Origin of the sequence: Aeromonas veronii (assembly GCF_040215105.1) — a bacterium.
GTDB lineage: Bacteria > Pseudomonadota > Gammaproteobacteria > Enterobacterales > Aeromonadaceae > Aeromonas > Aeromonas veronii_G.
Genome location: NZ_CP157875.1, coordinates 2927647 through 2944962 on the forward strand (window position 1 = coordinate 2927647; position 17316 = coordinate 2944962).

The 17316-nt window shown below is 62.3% G+C and carries 16 protein-coding genes; 12 read left to right on the top strand and 4 right to left on the bottom strand.

Features of this window, described 5'->3' with window-relative positions:
• Nucleotides 1–303: 303 nt before the first annotated feature.
• Nucleotides 304–1248: a ribosome biogenesis GTPase YlqF gene (gene ylqF / locus ABNP46_RS13460; protein WP_349918440.1), complete on the bottom strand. Its 945-nt coding sequence runs from the start codon at nucleotides 1246–1248 to the stop codon at nucleotides 304–306.
• A gap of 330 nt (nucleotides 1249–1578) precedes the next feature.
• On the opposite strand from ylqF, the gene ABNP46_RS13465 reads away from it, so the two are divergent.
• From ABNP46_RS13465 to ABNP46_RS13520, 12 genes are all read left to right on the top strand, one after another.
• Complete coding sequence (locus tag ABNP46_RS13465) at nucleotides 1579–2970, top strand: alkaline phosphatase (RefSeq protein WP_349918442.1); 1392 nt, start codon at nucleotides 1579–1581, stop codon at nucleotides 2968–2970.
• Nucleotides 2971–2981: 11 nt separating this feature from the next.
• Nucleotides 2982–4355, top strand: coding sequence for an alkaline phosphatase (locus ABNP46_RS13470; RefSeq protein ID WP_349918443.1), 1374 nt, complete (start codon nucleotides 2982–2984; stop codon nucleotides 4353–4355).
• 52 nt (nucleotides 4356–4407) lie between these two features.
• The gene (locus ABNP46_RS13475) at nucleotides 4408–5088 is read left to right on the top strand and encodes a hypothetical protein (protein WP_349918445.1); all 681 of its coding nucleotides are present in this window, start codon (nucleotides 4408–4410) and stop codon (nucleotides 5086–5088) included.
• 73 nt (nucleotides 5089–5161) lie between these two features.
• Entirely contained in the window at nucleotides 5162–5893 is a 732-nt protein-coding gene (locus ABNP46_RS13480) for a substrate-binding periplasmic protein (RefSeq protein ID WP_349918446.1), read from the top strand.
• Between the two features lie 215 nt (nucleotides 5894–6108).
• The gene (gene rnk / locus ABNP46_RS13485; RefSeq protein WP_349918448.1) at nucleotides 6109–6504 is read left to right on the top strand and encodes a nucleoside diphosphate kinase regulator; all 396 of its coding nucleotides are present in this window, start codon (nucleotides 6109–6111) and stop codon (nucleotides 6502–6504) included.
• Nucleotides 6505–6677: 173 nt separating this feature from the next.
• Nucleotides 6678–7268: a transcriptional regulator UhpA gene (gene uhpA / locus ABNP46_RS13490; RefSeq protein WP_349918449.1), complete on the top strand. Its 591-nt coding sequence runs from the start codon at nucleotides 6678–6680 to the stop codon at nucleotides 7266–7268.
• Complete coding sequence (uhpB, locus tag ABNP46_RS13495) at nucleotides 7265–8815, top strand: signal transduction histidine-protein kinase/phosphatase UhpB (protein WP_349918451.1); 1551 nt, start codon at nucleotides 7265–7267, stop codon at nucleotides 8813–8815. Before uhpA ends, uhpB begins: the two co-directional genes overlap by 4 nt.
• Nucleotides 8809–10143, top strand: a complete 1335-nt coding sequence (locus ABNP46_RS13500) for an MFS transporter (protein ID WP_349918452.1) — start codon at nucleotides 8809–8811, stop codon at nucleotides 10141–10143. The genes uhpB and ABNP46_RS13500 overlap by 7 nt, the downstream gene beginning before the upstream one ends.
• Nucleotides 10144–10585: 442 nt before the next feature.
• Nucleotides 10586–11374 carry a transporter substrate-binding domain-containing protein gene (locus ABNP46_RS13505; RefSeq protein ID WP_349918453.1) on the top strand — a complete coding sequence of 263 codons (789 nt, stop codon included), beginning with the start codon at nucleotides 10586–10588 and terminating at the stop codon, nucleotides 11372–11374.
• A 99-nt stretch (nucleotides 11375–11473) separates the two neighbouring features.
• Nucleotides 11474–12418, top strand: a complete 945-nt coding sequence (locus tag ABNP46_RS13510) for an amino acid ABC transporter permease (protein WP_349918455.1) — start codon at nucleotides 11474–11476, stop codon at nucleotides 12416–12418.
• Nucleotides 12419–12480: 62 nt separating this feature from the next.
• Nucleotides 12481–13224 (top strand): amino acid ABC transporter ATP-binding protein, encoded by a 744-nt coding sequence (locus ABNP46_RS13515; protein WP_349918456.1) that lies wholly within the window; start codon nucleotides 12481–12483, stop codon nucleotides 13222–13224.
• 151 nt (nucleotides 13225–13375) lie between these two features.
• Complete coding sequence (locus ABNP46_RS13520) at nucleotides 13376–14215, top strand: sterol desaturase family protein (RefSeq protein WP_349918458.1); 840 nt, start codon at nucleotides 13376–13378, stop codon at nucleotides 14213–14215.
• Between the two features lie 70 nt (nucleotides 14216–14285).
• Here the strand turns inward: ABNP46_RS13520 and ABNP46_RS13525 are convergent, their stop codons facing one another.
• From ABNP46_RS13525 to phoU, 3 genes are all read right to left on the bottom strand, one after another.
• Nucleotides 14286–14828: a hypothetical protein gene (locus ABNP46_RS13525; protein WP_349918459.1), complete on the bottom strand. Its 543-nt coding sequence runs from the start codon at nucleotides 14826–14828 to the stop codon at nucleotides 14286–14288.
• Nucleotides 14829–14986: 158 nt separating this feature from the next.
• The gene (locus tag ABNP46_RS13530) at nucleotides 14987–16318 is read right to left on the bottom strand and encodes a hemolysin family protein (RefSeq protein WP_349918460.1); all 1332 of its coding nucleotides are present in this window, start codon (nucleotides 16316–16318) and stop codon (nucleotides 14987–14989) included.
• Nucleotides 16319–16510: 192 nt separating this feature from the next.
• Nucleotides 16511–17221 (bottom strand): phosphate signaling complex protein PhoU, encoded by a 711-nt coding sequence (gene phoU, locus ABNP46_RS13535; protein ID WP_349918461.1) that lies wholly within the window; start codon nucleotides 17219–17221, stop codon nucleotides 16511–16513.
• Between the last annotated feature and the right edge of the window lie 95 nt (nucleotides 17222–17316).

Sequence of the window (17316 nt, forward strand, 5' to 3'; positions counted from 1 at the left end):
AACCATTGTCAATCGCTCAGAGAGAGCGTCGGCGGGATTTTTTCAGGCCAGTGATTGGTGCCCACAGTGCGACTCAGCGAGCGCCAGCTGAACCTTGTTCATATCCTGCTGATTATCTGGCGGTTTCTATATAAAGCGAGGGCCTTAAGCAGGGTTTGCCCTCCCCCCATGGGCAATGGCGACGGCCAGCATAAAGACGGAAGCGTGAAGAAGCGAGGTTGCAGAACACTGTGGGCCAAACAAAAAGCGCCCGCAGGCGCTTTGTGTGTCAGTCGGTGGCAACGCCAGCAAGGAGGCCCCGGCTCAACGTTTCTTGGCGTACTTGCGACGGGCGCGGGCCTGACGCTGCTCCTCACGCTCCGCCTTCTCCTTGGCCTTCTGCTCGGCCTCGGCATCCGCTTCGATGATCTCCGCGGCCACCATCTCCGGCGTTTCCAGGGAGATGCGGCCCAGCATGCCGGAACGGAACTCGTTCACCAGGATCTCGGACGCCTTGTGCAGATCGGCAAGCCCCCCCTTGCGCATGAAGCCGCGCTGGCGGGCGATAAGCTCGAGCAGCTCGATCTCGGTTTGTGGCAGCTCGCTCAACTGGTAGCGCGTCTTGATCCGCTCGGGGTACGCCTTGATGAAGTAATCGGCGGCGAACATGGCGATGTCGGCATAGTCGAACACCGTGTCCTTGATGGCGGCGGTGATAGCCAGCCGGTAGCCGCAGGAGGGCGGATTGAGCTTGGGCCAGAGGAAACCCGGGGTATCGGTCAGGATAACGTTGTTGTCGAGCTTGATCCGCTGCTGGGACTTGGTCACCCCCGCCTCGTTGCCGGTGCGGGCGATGATGCGCCCCGCCAGGGTGTTGATCAGGGTCGACTTGCCCACGTTGGGGATGCCCATGATCATGGCCCGCACGCCGCGCAGGTCGAAGTTGCGCTCAGGCAGCATCTCGTGGCACAGGGTCAGCAGCGCCTTGATCTTCTCCGGCTCCTGCTGGGTCAGGGGCAGCGCCTTGATCCCCTTCTCTTTTTCCATGTGCGCCACCCACAGCTCGGTGATCTCGGGGTCGGCAAGATCCGCCTTGTTCAGCACCTTGATCACCGGGGTATCGCCGCGCAGCTCGGGCACCAGCGGGTTTTCGCTGGAGAAGGGGATGCGGGCATCGATCATCTCGATGATGACATCGACCTGGGGCATGACCTCGGCAATCTCTTTGCGGGCCTTGTGCATGTGGCCGGGGAACCAGTTGATGGACATATCCGTGACTCTCTGTAAGGGCTGCAGGCGCTGGCTTACGGGAACGCGCGGCGAGCGATGGCGGACGTCTGGCGTCGCAAGGGGGCGCATTTTACCCGTTGGCGCCTCAATTTGACAGGTGATTCTAGTCAGATAAAAGCAAACCACCAAGCCGCTGGCTCCCCCTGCCCGCCTTTATTCAGGGCGGGAAACTGACAGAGCCATCATCAATAAGTGATTGATACAACATAACATTTAGCTAACACCTTCATCGGATTGTCATCCAATTTCACTAAAAGTGTCATCCGGCCCCTCTAGGCTGCGCTCAGGTTTTACAAGGAGCGAACCCCAATGAGAAAGATGGCAGGACTTGCATTGATGATCGGAGCCGCCCTGGCCGCTGGCTGCAATTCCACAAACGACAGCAATCCCCCCGAACCCCGCGCCAAGAACGTGATCTTCTTCCTCGGCGATGGCATGGGCCTCAACACCCTGACCGCGGCCCGTATCTACGGCGTCGGTGAAGAGGGGGATCTCACCATAGACACCCTGCCGGAGACGGCCTTCATCAAGACCTACTCCCACGATGCCCAGGTCACCGACTCGGCCCCCTCCATGGCGGCCTACATGACCGGGGTCAAGAGCAACAACGGCGTCATCAGCATGGACAGCGACGCCACCCAGGAGGCCGACTGCAACCAGAGTGTCGGCAAGCCGGTCACCACCTTGCTGGAGCTGGCCAAGGCTGACGGGCGCGGCACCGGCATCGTCACCAGCACCCGGGTGACTCACGCTACCCCGGCCGCCACCTATGCCCACATCTGCAACCGGGATCTGGAGGCAGACATCGCCGCCCAGATGGTTCCGGGTGGCGCCGGCTACAACGGGGCCCTGAAAGAGGGGCTGGACGTGGTGCTCGGGGGCGGCAGCAGCTTCTTCCTGCCCACCGCCGACAAGGGCAAGCGCACCGATGGTCGCAACCTGGTGAGCGAGATGCAGGCCAAGGGCTACCAGTTTGCCAGCACCCTCGACGAGCTGAACCAGGCCGATGCCAGCAAGCCGCTGCTGGGATTGTTCGGTTCGAGCCACATGAAATATGACCTGGACAGACCGGCCAGCGAGCCTTCCTTGAGCCAGATGACACTGGCTGCCATCAAGCAGCTCCAGGGCAAGGAGAAGGGTTACTTCCTGATGGTGGAAGGGGGACGCATCGATCACGCCCTGCACGACACCAACGCCAAGCGCGCCCTGCAGGACACCATCGCCTTCGATGACGCCATCAAGGCCGCCATCCTTGAGGTGAAGAAAACCGATCCCGAACTGCAGAATACCCTGATCGTGGTCACCGCCGACCATGACCATACCCTGGTACTGAACGGCTATGCCAAGCGTACCGGCAAGACCACTGCCAGCAACCCGGGCGTGCTCGGGCTGGTGAAGAACTACACCGATGGCGAACCCAGCAAGGACGCCGACGGCATGCCTTACACCATCATCGGCTTTGGCAACGGCTACAACCGGGTAGAAGGCCCGCGCAGCAGCGTGGCCGCCCTCGATGACGCCACCGTCTCCGCCGACGATTACCACCAGGAGGTGGTGGTCAGCACCGGCGACATCGGCAACGAAACCCATGGCGGCACCGACGTCTTCCTCGGCGCCATCGGCCAGGGAGCGGACAGCTTCCACGGCTCTCTCGATAACACCGCCGTGTTCGGCAAGGTCAAGGCTGCGGCCAAGCTGTAAGGAGCATTCTGATGAAATCAGCCATGAATAAAACCCTCGTCTGCACCGCCCTACTGGGAGCCCTGGCGGGCCAGGCCCAGGCCAGCGACGCCAAGAACGTGATCCTCTTCATCGGTGACGGCATGGGTCCCACCGTCCTCACCGCCACCCGCCTGTTCAAGGTCGGTGAAGAGGGGGATCTGGAGATCATGAAACTGCCCCGTAGCGCACGCATCAAGACCTTCTCCAACGATGCCCAGACCACGGATTCGGCCCCCTCCATGGCGGCCTACACCACGGGCGTCAAGATGAACAACGAGGTCATTGCCATGAGCAGCGATACCCAGGCCGTGGCGCCGGGCAAAGATGTGAATGGCAACAAGGGCGTCAACAACTGCACCAGCGACAATGGCACCCCGGTGCCCACCCTGCTGGAGCTGGCCAAGGCGGCGGGCAAGTCCGTCGGCGCCGTCACCACCACCGAGCTGACCCACGCCACCCCGGCCGCCACCTACTCCCACATCTGCCACCGGGATGCGGCCTATGCCATCGCCGAGCAGGCGGTGCCGGGCGGTGCCGGTTTCAACACCGCCCTCGGGGATGGGGTGGATGTACTGCTGGGGGGCGGCGCCAATCACTGGACCCCTTATAGCGCCAGCAACAAGGGGGGCCGCGCCGATGGCCGGGATCTCACCGCCGAGCTCAGCGCCCAGGGTTATCAATACGTCACCACCCAGAGCGATCTCGCCAAGGTGCAGAACGGCAAGGTGCTGGGGCTGTTCAGTGCCAAATCACACCTCGACTACGAGCTGGACCGGGTCGCCAAGGGCGCGGCCAACACCCAGCCGTCACTCTCCGAGATGACCGCCAAGGCGATCGATCTCTTGAGTCAGAACAGCGAGGGCTACTTCCTGATGGTGGAAGGGGGACGCATCGACCACGCCCTTCACGCCACCAACGCCAAACGGTCGCTGACCGATGCGGTGGCTCTGGACGAGGCGGTGAAGACGGCATTGGCCAAGGTGGATCTCGCCAACACCCTGATCGTGGTGACGGCGGATCACGACCACACCATGACCATCAACGGCTACTCCGCCAAGGGCAACCCCGTGCTGGATCTGGTGAAAAATGAGGATGGTTCGACCCAGAACGACGCCCAGGGCAAACCCTTCACCACCCTGGTGTTCGGCAACGGCCCTACCCGTCACGACGTTCGCCCCACCCTCACCAGCGATCAGGTGATGGCGGATGACTACCTGCAGGAGACCGGCGTCAAGCTCGGCTCCGAGACCCACGGCGGCGGCGATGTCATGCTGTTCGCCGGCGGCGCCGGCAGCGACCGCTTCAAGGGCACCCTCGACAACACCCGCGTGTTCGGCAAGTTGCGGGAGGCGCTCGGTCTGTAAGCGGCGGGGGCCAGCCGATAAGCGCTGGCCCCTGCTCTTTCGAGCGATGCTTATGATTCGACTCTTGTTTCCTCTCTGGCTGCTCGCCAGCCCCGCGACAAGCCAGGCCTACTTCGACGACGTTCCGGACTTGGCCACCCGCATCAGCTACCAGAACCGGGTGACCGGTGCCGATGGCATCGCCCGGGAGAGCCACTGGCAAGAAAAATGGATGCGGGTCGGCAACCAGGTGTGGAGCCAGCGGCTCATCCCCATACCCCTGGCCCGCGCCTATCACGCCACCCATGACGCCAATCCTGGCCACAAGCATTTCACCCATCAGATGGCGGCCCGCTGGGTCAGCCAGAGCGACGAGGGCCTGCAACTGCGCTACGCCGACGCCTGGCACAACCAGTTGGTGGACGTTCCTCCCGAGGAGTACGGCCAGGTCGGTTTTACCCCCAATTGGGACAAGATCCGCTACCTGGTGGATCCGGCCCTGCTGCAGGGCATGACGCCACTGGACGAGGCGGCCCCCGCCCAGGCCCGCTGGTATGAAAAACGCGAGGGCAAGCAACGCACCCGCATCCTCTGGTCCAGTCAGTGGCAACTCCCTCTGGTGGTGGAGTCCGCGAGTCTGGATGGTTATCGCAGTTACCGGATGGAAGTGACCCCGAAGTCACTGCCAAAGACCCTGCCCTGGCAGCAGCTCGATGGCTACCAGACGCTGGATCTGCGGGACTTCTTCGATTAGCGGATAAGCACACCCCGGTACGCCTGCCCAGCATCATGATACACTCCCGCCATTCTCTGTCGGGCCCTTGCTCATGTCGCTGCGCACTCTGCTTTTATCATGCTCGTTCTGGCTGCTGGTGCCTTGCGCCAGCGCCGTGACCGTCATCGCCGGACAGGTGCCCCCCTATGTCATCCAGTCACAACAGGGGGCGCCGAGCGGCATGGTCATCGAAGTGCTGGAAGAGGCGGCGCGCCGACTGCATGAACCCCTGCACATCGAGCTGATGCCCATGGCCCGCGCCGTGGAGCAAGCCAGATACCGGGCGGACGTCCTGCTGGTGCCCCCCGTCAAGAGCCCCCAGCGCGCCCCCCGTTTTCTCTGGATAACCCCCTTGCTGGACGAGGCTTTCGTGCTGGTGACGCACCGCCACCATCACCCCGCCCCTGTCACGGTCGGTGAACTGCCCTCCCTGTCACTCGGCGCCATGCGCGGCTCTTATGGCCATAGCCTGAGCCGGACGCTGCCCGAGCAGCGGGTCGAGACCGTCGCCGAGGAGCTCAACAACGCCAACAAACTGGCCCGTGGGCGCATTCAGGTCTGGGCCGTGGCCTGGAATACCGCCCGCTATGCCCAGAGACAGGCGGGCCTGCCCCTCAATGACCTGGTGCGGGGTGACACCTTGCAGACCACGCCGCTCTACCTGGCCGCCCATCCCGGTTTTCCACCCAAGGAGGCGGCGCGCTGGCGTCAGGTCATCCATGAGATGCGAGCCGACGGGACGCTGGCCCGCATCCTCAAGCAGTACGACTACCAGACCCCCTGACATTGCCAAAGCCTGTGGGAATGGTTATGGTATCCACATGAAAGCACTCATGATTTTTTCCAGTCCGCTCACACCCCGTTGAGCCCCCGCCCTCGCCCTGCAGCGCGAGTCGCTCGGGGGCATCGCGCTTGCGATCTCGTTACACAATCCCGATTTATCTCTCGACCAGCTTGCCCGTCATCCTGGTCTTGTCAGCCATTGATAAGGAATGCCCTATGAAACAGCCACATCTCGTGATTTCCAGCCTGGATCTCGATCGTATCGAACAACTGCTCGGCAACCACCCCCAGCACCTGGCCCTGCAAGAGGAGCTGGATCGCGCCGAGATCCGTGAACCCGCCGACATGCCGCCGGACGTGGTCACCATGAACAGTACAGTTCGCTTTAAAATGCAAAATAACAACAGTGAATTCTGCCTGACTCTCGTTTACCCGAAGGATGCACTGGGTGACGAGACCAAGATCTCGGTGATGGCGCCGGTCGGCAGCGCCCTGCTCGGGCTGAAGGTCGGTGACAGCATCGCCTGGCCAGGCCCCGCCGGTCGCACCATCCAGGTGGAGATCCTGGACGTGGTCTATCAGCCCGAGCGCGCCGGCGAGCTGCATCGCTGATCACCCAAGCGCCCTTCCCCCCTGCGGAAGGGCGTACCGCCTGATCCGGATCAAACTTCCCCCCCGTCCGGTCACTTATCTTGCTCACCGTTTGCCCTTTCCCTTGAGCCAAGGTGGCACCACGGGTATCTTGTTGGCCGCGCCAGCCCTGGCCACAGCTTCAGGCCGACACCATGATAAACATTGCCCTCATCGACGATCACCAGATAGTCCGCTCCGGCTTCGCCCAACTGCTCAACCTGGAACCCGACCTGCGGGTCGTCGCCGAATTCGGCTCGGCCGATGCCGCCCTCGCCGGTCTGCCCGGCAGCGGCGTCCAGCTCTGTGTGTGCGACATCTCCATGCCGGACGGCTCAGGGTTGGAACTGCTCAGGCAACTCCCCTCCAGCCTCGCCGTGGTGATGCTGTCGGTGCACGACAGCCCGGCCCTGGTGGAGCAGGCCCTGCAGGCGGGAGCCAAGGGGTTTCTCTCCAAGCGCTGCAGCCCGGATGAGCTGATCGCCGCGGTGCGCACCGCCGCCCGGGGGGGCTGTTACCTGACCCCGGACATCGCCCACAAGCTCGCCTGCAACAGCCGGGATCCCCTCACCAACCGGGAGCGGGAGGTGGCGCAGCTGCTGGCCCGCGGGCTGGAGGTCAAGGCCATCGCCGAGCAGCTCGGCCTCTCCCCCAAGACGGTGCACGTTCACCGCGCCAACCTGATGGACAAGCTCAAGGTCAGCAACAACGTGGAGCTGGCCCACCGCATGCTGGACAGCTGGTGATCCCCCGTCTCGCCAGCTATGCCGCCATCTCGCTGGCGGCCAGCTTCATCTTCGCCGCCGGCTGGTTCTGCCTCTGGAGCATCGGCCTGCACCTGGTGGAGAACCCGGCCCTGGCGGTATTGCTGTTCCCCTTCGGCCTTCGCCTCGGCCTGCTGCTGCAAAGCCCGCTCCCCTACTGGCCACCGCTGCTATTGTGCGAGGCCCTGCTGCTCTACTGGCTCGACAGGGAGGTCGGGATCCCCCTGTGGCCATGGATAGAAGCCGGCAGCCTGCTCACCCTGGTGCCCCTGCTCATCGCCCGTCGCCAGCCGGTGCGCAACGACTGGCAGCAACTGCTGGTGCTGCTCGCCACCGTCACCGCGGCGGCCCTGCTGCAATCCCTGATCTGGCATCTGGCCGGGGAGGCGGCGCTCACCGCCCTGCTGCTGACCCTGACCGGCGGGCTCACGCTCACCTCCACCTGCATGCTGATCTGGCACTATCTCACCCGCGCCACCTGGGTGCCCCTCGGCCCCGCCCTCATCGATCAGCCGGTAGACTGGCGCTTTCGTCACCTGTTCTGGTATCTGCTGCTGTTCGTGCTGAGCCTCGGGTTGCAGCTCGGCCTGCCGGACTCCCTGGTGCGCTTCACGCCGTTCTGCCTCGCCATACCCATCATGGCCATGGCCTGGCGCTACGGCTGGCAAGGCGCCTTGCTCGCCACCCTGATGAACACGGTGGCGCTGATGGCGGGCCAGGCCTGGCACGAGCACCCGCTGGATCTGCTGCTCTCCCTGCTGGCCCAGAGTCTGACCGGTCTGCTGCTCGGCGCCGGGATCCAGCGCCAGCGTGAACTCAACCAGGCACTCACTCAGCAGCTCGCCCACAATCGCCAGCTCACCGAGCGATTGCTGGAGACCGAGGAGTGCATCCGTAAAGAGGTGGCCCGGGAGCTGCACGACGATATCGGCCAGACCATCACGGCCATTCGCACCCAGGCGGGCATAGTGCGGCGCCTCGCACCGGACAACCCCGGTGTCGGCCAGAGCAGCGCCCTCATCGACACCCTGTCGCTCGGCATCTATGACGCGGTGCGCGGCCTGCTCGGTCGCCTGCGCCCCCGTCAACTCGACGACATGAGCCTGAAGCAGGCAGTGCAGGGGTTGCTGCGGGAGCTGGAACTGGAGCGCCGCGGCATCGTCACCCGCCTCGAGTGGCAGCTCGGGGACAGCGATCTCTCCGATGCCCAGCGGGTCACCCTGTTTCGGGTCTGCCAGGAGGGGCTCAACAACGTGGTCAAGCATGCCAACGCCAGCTCGGTGCGCATCCAGGCCTGTCAGCAGGGTGGCCAGCTGCAGCTGCAACTGGAAGACGACGGCTGCGGTCTGCCCGAACACACGCCCCAGGGTTATGGCCTGCTCGGCATCCGCGAGCGGGTACAGGCGCTCGGGGGCAGGTTGCAGCTCTCCTGCCTGCACGGCACCCAGCTGACGCTCTCGCTGCCCAGCCGCAAACGGGAGGGCCGGATGCGTGACCTTCGACACCCACGCAGGACTCCTTCATGCTGAATTTCATCAAGAGCCACCCTCCCGCACCGCCGCTGCGGGACAAACGCGAGATAGACGCCACCTATCGCCACTGGCGCATCCACCTGCTGCTGACCATGTATCTGGGCTATGCGGTCTTCTATTTCACCCGCAAGAGCTTCAACTTCGCCATGCCGGAGATGCTGGCCCAGGGCCTGCTGGACAAGGCCGACATCGGCCTGCTCGGCACCCTGTTCTACCTCACCTACGGGGTGTCCAAGTTCCTCTCCGGCATCATCAGCGACAGGGCCAATCCCCGCTATTTCATGGGCATCGGGCTGATGGCGACCGGGGTCATCAACATACTGTTCGGGCTGTCGTCATCGCTGTGGCTGTTCGCGGCCCTGATGGCGGCCAACGCCTTCTTCCAGGGCTGGGGCTGGCCCCCCTGCTCCAAGCTGCTCACCAGCTGGTATTCGCGTACCGAACGCGGCGCCTGGTGGTCGGTCTGGAACACGGCGCACAACGTGGGCGGCGCCCTCATTCCCCTCATCGTCAGCACCATCGCCCTGCAGCATGGCTGGCGCTACGGCATGATAGTGCCCGGCCTCCTCGCCATTGTGGCGGGACTCTTCCTCTGCTGGCGGCTGCGGGATACCCCGAACACCCTGGGACTGCCCACCGTGGGACAATGGCGAAACGATGCGCTGGAAATCGCCCAGCAGACCCAGGATACCGGCCTCACCCCGCGCCAGATCCTGCGCAAATACGTGCTCGGCAACCCCTATATCTGGCTGCTGGCCTGCTGTTACGTGCTGGTCTACGTGGTGCGCACCGCCATCAATGACTGGGGCAACCTCTACATGACCGAGCAACGCGGCTTCAACCTGATGAGCGCCAATTCGGCCATCTCCATGTTCGAGGTGGGCGGATTCATCGGCGCCCTGGTGGCGGGCTGGGGATCGGACAAGCTGTTCAACGGCAACCGGGGTCCCATGAACCTCATCTTCGCGGTGGGGATACTGCTCTCGGTGGGCTCCCTGTGGCTGATGCCCTTCTTCAGCTATGTGATGCAGGCGGCCTGCTTCTTCACCATCGGCTTCTTCGTGTTCGGGCCCCAGATGCTGATCGGCATGGCGGCCGCCGAGTGTTCCCACAAGGACTGCGCCGGAGCCGCCACCGGCTTCGTCGGCCTGTTTGCCTACATGGGGGCGGCGCTGGCGGGCTATCCCCTGGCCCGGGTGCTGGAGATCTGGCACTGGAACGGCTTCTTCGTGGTGATCTCGGTAGCGGCCGGGGTCTCGGCCCTGCTGCTGCTCCCCTTCCTCAAGGCCCAGGCGCCGAGGCTCCCCATCACAGCCCTGAGCTGAGCCGTGACACGTCCTCCTCCACAGGCAGGACATCGTCATCAAGGGATAGCCACCACCCGACTGCCAGTGTCATCCGGCGACACAATACGGGTGAAACAAGCTCGTTTGATCCCCGCAAGCCGGGGGAAAGTGGCACAAAACGACCTCGACGGCGTTTTGCACTTGAACCCGCGCGCTTAGATAGATATGTTGTTTTCGTGTGCTTTTATGAGTCAAGCCACGAGGGAAAAGTGCGACTAACTTATTGAGTCTTCTAGCACAATCAAGTTTTGGTACATTTTTCACTCAGCAGACCATTCATAGAATCTCATATGGGGCTTTTGCCCGACCCAAGACAATAATCCTGTCTTGCCTGTTGCCGGATGCAGCAGTCTCTTGTGCCATGGAGTCGCACGGGAGCAGGTTCAAGGCCGAACACACTTTCGACAGAGACGTCACCGATATGATCAAAAAACTCATTCTCTCTACCCTGCTGCTGTGCGGGCTGGCCAACGCCGCTCCCAGCTCCACCCTGGACGCCGTGCTGGAGCGCGGTGTACTGCGGGTCGGCTTCGACGCCGGCTATCAACCCTTCGAAATGACCAACAAGCAGGGCCAATACATCGGCTTTGACGTGGATCTCGCCAAGATGGTCGCCAAGGAGATGGGCGTGAAGGTGGAGTTCGTCAACACCGCCTGGGACGGCATCATCCCGGCCCTCTTGACCGACAAGTTCGACGTCATCATGGGCGGCATGACGGTCACTCCCCAGCGCAACCTGCGCGTCAACTTCGCCGATCCCTACATCGTCGTCGGCCAGACCATCGTCCTGCGCAAGGACAAAGCGAACGAGATCAAATCCTTCCAGGACTTGAACGACCCCAAATACAAGATCGCAGTCAAGCTCGGCACCACCGGCGAACAGGCGGTCAAGCGCATGATCCCGAAAGCCACCCTGCTGCAGTTTGAAACCCAGGATGACGCCAAGCTGGAAGTGATCAACGGCAAGGTCGATGCCTTCATCTATGACCTGCCCTACAACGCCATCTTCGCCTCCCAGAATGCCGGCGCCGTGGTGCACCTGGACAAGCCGTTCACCTTCGAGCCGCTGGCCTGGGCCATCCGCAAAGGCGATCAGGACACCCTCAACTGGTTCAACAACTACCTGCGCCAAATCAAGGGCGACGGCAGCTACGACCGTCTCTACAAGAAGTGGTTTGAATCCACTACCTGGCTCAATCAGCTCAAGTAACACCTCTCAAGGGGCGGTCCGCCGCCCCTTCACGCAGACCCCCACACAATAACGACAAGAGAGGTTGTGACAGTGATCAACCCCAAACCCGCAAGACAGATGGAAAAACAACCCAATCAGCTGCTCTGGCAAGGCGTTTTCCTGCTGATGCTGCTGGCCGCCATCTTCGGCATCTACAAGGCCGTACAGGCGGTGGATTACACCTGGCGCTGGGAGCGTATTCCCCAATACATCGCCTACCAGGCCGAACAGAAACATTTCGCCGAATTTGATGGCACCGTGGTCGCCGAGAAGGGTCAGCTCTTCCTGCAAGACGATGCCGATGCCAGCCGTCGCCAGGCCATTGCCCCCCAGGGTGCACAAGTGGCCGAAGGGGATACCATCTTCCTTGGCGATACGCTCGATTCCCAACTCAGCTGGACCGCCGGCCCCATCGCCTGGGGCGTCTGGGTCACGGTCAAACTCTCCCTGGTGGCCGGAGTCTTCGCCATCCTGCTGGGCACCCTGGCAGGGCTGGCCCGACTCTCCCCCAACCCCGCCCTGCGTAACCTGGCGGTGACCTATGTGGAGCTCATCCGTGGCACCCCGCTGCTGGTGCAGATCTTCATCGTCTACTTCTTTATCGGCACCGTATTGAATCTGGATCGCTTCACCGCCGGGGTGGCGGCGCTGGCTGTGTTTACCGGTGCCTATGTGGCAGAAATCGTGCGCGCCGGCATCAGCTCCATCCACAAGGGGCAGATGGAGGCAGGCCGCAGCCTCGGCATGACCTCGGCCCAGACCATGCGTTACGTGATCCTGCCCCAGGCCTTCAAGCGCGTACTGCCACCGCTGGCGGGCCAGTTCATCAACCTCATCAAGGACTCCTCCCTGGTCTCCGTCATCTCCATCACGGATTTGACCAAGGCCGGGCGCGAGGTGGTGAGCTCCACCTTCAGCCCGTTCGAGGTGTGGTTCACCGTGGCCCTGCTCTATCTGGTGCTCACCGGTACCCTCTCCTTCCTGGTCCGCCGTCTCGAGGTGAAATATGCGAAAAGCAACTGATATGCAAACCCGACCGCGGTCGAGACCCCGCACCTTCCTCGTCCATCCGCTGGAGGTGACACATGCAGAAAGCCACTGATCCCATCATCAAGGCGACGGGCGTCGAGAAGTTTTACGGCAGCGAGGTTCATGCTCTCAAGAACGTCAGCACCCAGGTAGCCGAGGGGGAAGTCGTGGTGATCGTGGGCCCGAGCGGCTCGGGAAAATCCACCTTCCTGCGCACCCTCAACCAGCTCGAAACCATCAACGACGGCCACATCGTCGTGGACGGCATCAGCCTGACCGAGCCCGGGGACGTGAACAAGCTGCGGGAAGAGGTGGGCATGGTGTTCCAGTCCTTCAACCTCTTCCCCCACCTCAGTGTGCTGGACAACATCAGTCTGGCCCCCCAGAAGGTGCGCGGCCTCTCCCGAAAGGAGGCTGAGGAGAGAGCCAAGGCGCTGCTGCTCAAGGTCGGCCTCTCCAACAAGGCCCAGAGCTACCCGTCCCAGCTCTCCGGTGGTCAACAGCAACGGGTGGCCATCGCCCGGGCGCTGGCCATGCAGCCGCGCATCATGCTGTTCGACGAACCCACCAGCGCGCTGGATCCCGAGATGGTGGGAGAGGTGCTGGACGTGATGAAGGGGTTGGCGAAAGAGGGCATGACCATGGTGGTGGTGACCCACGAGATGGGCTTCGCCCGCGAGGTCGCCGACCGGGTGCTGTTCATGGAGAGCGGCGAGCTGTTGGTGGACGAGAAGCCCGGCGATTTCTTCGACAATCCCCCTTCCCCGCGCCTGCGCCAGTTCCTGAGCCAGGTGCTGTAACACGGCATCGCCGAACACCACAGAGGGAGCCTTGGCTCCCTCTGCCTTATGCACCAGCCCATCATCCGCCGCGCTGGCCCCATGAAATGTTAATGAAATTTTACATTTATTCGGTATGCTGGGAGCCAACTGGTCCAACCGGATGGCTGACATGGATGTCCAACTACTGCTGCTCTACCTCTCCCCCCTCTTCCTCGGCTTTGTCGTCTGGGAGATGCTCTACCTGCGCAAGCATGGCACCGCCTTTCCGAGCGCCGCTTATCAATGGCGGGATCTGTTCGCCAACGCCTCCCTGGCGCTGATGCACCAAGGAGGGGATGCACTGGCGGCCATCGCCATCACCTATCTCTACGACGGCCTCTGGGGCTGGCGCCTGTTCGACATCGAACTCAATGTCTGGAGCCTGCTGCTGCTCTTCCTGCTGCAGGATCTCTGCTATTGGCTGTTCCACTTCGCCAGCCACCATGTGCGCTGGCTCTGGGCCTCCCACGTGGTGCATCACAGCTCGGAGCGCCTCAACCTCTCCACCGCCTTTCGTCAGAGCCTGATGTATCCGGTCTCCGGCATGTGGCTGTTCTGGATCCCCATGATACTCATCGGCTTCCCGCCCGAGGCCGTAGTCGCCACCGTGCTGCTGAGCCTGGGCTTCCAGTTCTTCGTTCACACCCAGGTGGTGGGCAAGCTCGGCTGGCTCGAGGCGTTCTTCAACACCCCCTCCCACCACAGGGTGCATCATGCCAGCAATGCCAAGTACATCGATCGCAACTTCGCCGGCGTGCTCATCATCTGGGACAGGCTGTTTGGCACCTTCGTGGAAGAAGACCCGGCCGAGCCATGTCGTTTCGGCATCACCAAGCCCATCCACAGCTTCAACCCGCTCACCCTCACCTTCCACGAGTGGCGCGACATGCTAAGAGACGCCCGTGGTCTGCCCTGGCGAGCACGGTTCAAGGTGCTGTTCGGCAAGCCGGCCGGCCCATCCGCCTCCTGAGCCGGTTCAGCGTTGGAAAGAAATGAGGCCACCCAAGGGTGGCCTCATCACAACGAAGTCAGCTGGCGGCTCAACGCCCGGCCAGTACCCGCTTGGTCTGCTTGACCCAGTCGGACACTCGCCCCTGCTGGGAATAACCTTGCCAGATCTGCTCCCACTGGGCAGGGCTCAAGGGGCGACCCAGTCTGCGCTGCACCCCGGCGTAGAGGTAATCGTGGGCCGTGGTACGGGCCTGGGCCGAGGTGAGGAACTTGGAGACGGGATCCGTCAGGCGCACGTCCCGCATGCCGAGCAACGGGTAGTCGCTGTGCACGGCGGCCAGCATGGTCTCGCGCATGGCGGATTCGATGTAACCCCGGGCAAACAGGGCCGTCACCGACTCGAGCGACCCTTGATCCGGGCCATGGTACTCCTCGTCGAACACCGGATTCGGCTCAGCCACGGCGCTTTGTACCACCGCATCGGGATCGGGCTGGGGCGCCACCACGGCAGCCTTGGGGGCGGCGGGTTTGGGTGTGGCGGCAGGCTTTTGCGGCGCGCTCTGGCTACAGGCCCCGAGGGCAAGGGCCAGGGCCACACAGCCAAGGGCACGGGAATAAGACGGCATCTTCATGACTCCTGAACGACCTTCTCGGTCACTATGGTTTCCATTCATGGGTTCCACTTGGCCAGGCAACTTGTCGCCCGGCCCCTGCAAGGGGTATGCGCGCATAATATCGAAAAATGGCCCATACAGGGCCATTTTTATCCACCGGCATGAGTGTCCGCCACTCAGGCTGCCGGGTGTGACTCTTGCGGCAGCTTCTCGGCGGCAATGGGTTCGACCCGGGTCACCAGCAGCTGATCGATCTTGTAGCTGTCGATGTCCACCACTTCGAACTTGTAGCCCGCGTACTTCACCGAGTCGGTGCGCTTGGGGATCTTGCGCAGCATGTACATGATGAAGCCGGCGATGGTCTCGTAGTTCTGGTTCTCCGGGAACTCCTCGATGTCGAAGGCTCGCATCACGTCGGAGATGGGGGTCACCCCGTCTACCAGCCAGGAGTTCTCGTCCCGCTGGACGATCTGCTCTTCCACCACGTGGGTGGCCCACTCCCCCATCACTGTGCTCATCAGGTCGTTCATGGTGACAATCCCCACCACCAGAGCGTATTCGTTCATCACCACCGCGAAGTCGCCACGATGATTCTTGAAGTACTCCATCGCCTCGTAGAGGTTCAGGGTATCGGGGATGATGATGACGTTCTGCACCAGGGAGCCGCTGTTGAGATCGATGCTCTGGCCACTGATGACGCGGATCAGCAGCTCTTTCGCATCGACGAAGCCCTTGATGCTGTCGAGGTTGTGGTCACAGACCAGGAACTTGTTGTGAGGGTGCTCGGCGATCTTCGCCTTGATGCTCTCCTCCCCCTCCTGCAGGGTGAAGTAGATGAGGCTTTCCCGCGCCGTCATGGCGGAGGTGACCCCGAGGGATTGCAGCTCGAACACGTTCTCGATGAGCTGGTGTTCCTCGCGCTGGATGACGCCGGCCTCGGCGCCTGCATCCATCACCGCATAGATGTCATCCGAGGTGATCTCGTCGTTGCGTACCATGGAGACGCGCAGCAGACGGAACAGACCGTTCGCCATGCCGTTGAACAGCCACACCAGCGGCATCAGCAGGGTGACGCACAGCATCATGGGACGCACGACGATGACGGCGACCCGCTCCGGCATGGTCATGGCGAGGCGTTTTGGCATCAGGTCCGCGATCAGGATAAACATGCCGGTGACGAACACGAAGGAGGCGGCCGAGCTTATCTGGGAGAGCCAGGGGCCCTGATAAAACTCGGAGACAAGCTCCTTGATGGCGGGGTTCAGGGCCGATTCCCCCAGGATACCGCCGAGGATGGCGACGGTATTGAGGCCAATTTGCACCACGGTAAAGAAGTTGCCCGGCTGGGCCTGCAGCGCCAGCACTTTTTCGGCATGGCGGTTGCCCTCGTCGGCCATCACCTGCAACTTGATCTTGCGGGAGGCGGCGAGAGAAATCTCGGAGAGAGAGAAGAACACGCTGCTGGCGACCAGCAACATCAGTAAAAACAGACTATCGGCAAAACTCATGATTGACCTATTGCGACAGCCGCCTTGACACAAGACGGCAAACTGGGCCCGGGGGACCGGGCCGTGAGTCCATCCGGGACTCACACAGGGGCCATATTCTAGCAGATAAAGCCCCGTCCGGGGGCGTTATCTTAAGATGCCACTCAATGCAACAAAAAAGGCGCTTTACGCGCCTTTTTATTCACTCCTTGCTCAATGCTTGCCCAGCAAGTCACTCAGCTCGTCCGCCTTGGTATGTCGGACATCCTTGCCCTTGACGTAGTAGACGATGTATTCGCAGATGTGCTGGCAGCGATCGCCGACCCGCTCGATGGCCCGTGCCGCCCACAGCACGTTCAGCACCTGGGGAATGGTGCGGGGATCTTCCATCATGTAGGTCATCAGCTCGCGGATGATGGACTCGTACTCCCGGTCCACCTTGTCATCTTCCTTGTAGACGATGATGGCGGCGTCCAGATCCATGCGGGCGAAGGCGTCCAGCACGTCGTGCAGCATCTTGATGGTGCGACGCCCCATGTTCTCGAGCGACACCAGCGGCGGCTGTGGCTTGTTGGCGTTGTCGGTCAGCATGCGGGCTATCTTGTCCGCCACGTCGCCGATCCGCTCCAGATCCGTGATGGTCTTGATGATGGCCATCACCAGACGCAGATCGGAGGCGGTGGGCTGGCGCTTGGCGATGATGCGGGTGCACTCCTCGTCGATGGCCACTTCCATGGCGTTGACCTTGTGGTCGTTGGCCACTATCTTGCGCGCCGCATCCAGATCCTGGGTGTGAATGGCGGCGATGGCATCGGTCAGTTGCTGCTCTACCAGGCCCCCCATCACCAGCACCTGATTGCGAACGTTCTCCAGCTCGGCATTGAACTGACCGGAGATGTGTTTATTGAGGTTCATATTATCCATACGAGTAATCCTTGATGCTCCGATTATGCCTTAGCCGTTGAACCGACTGCCAATCTGTTCCTGATATTCATGCGCTTCATGGCCCATGCCCCTGT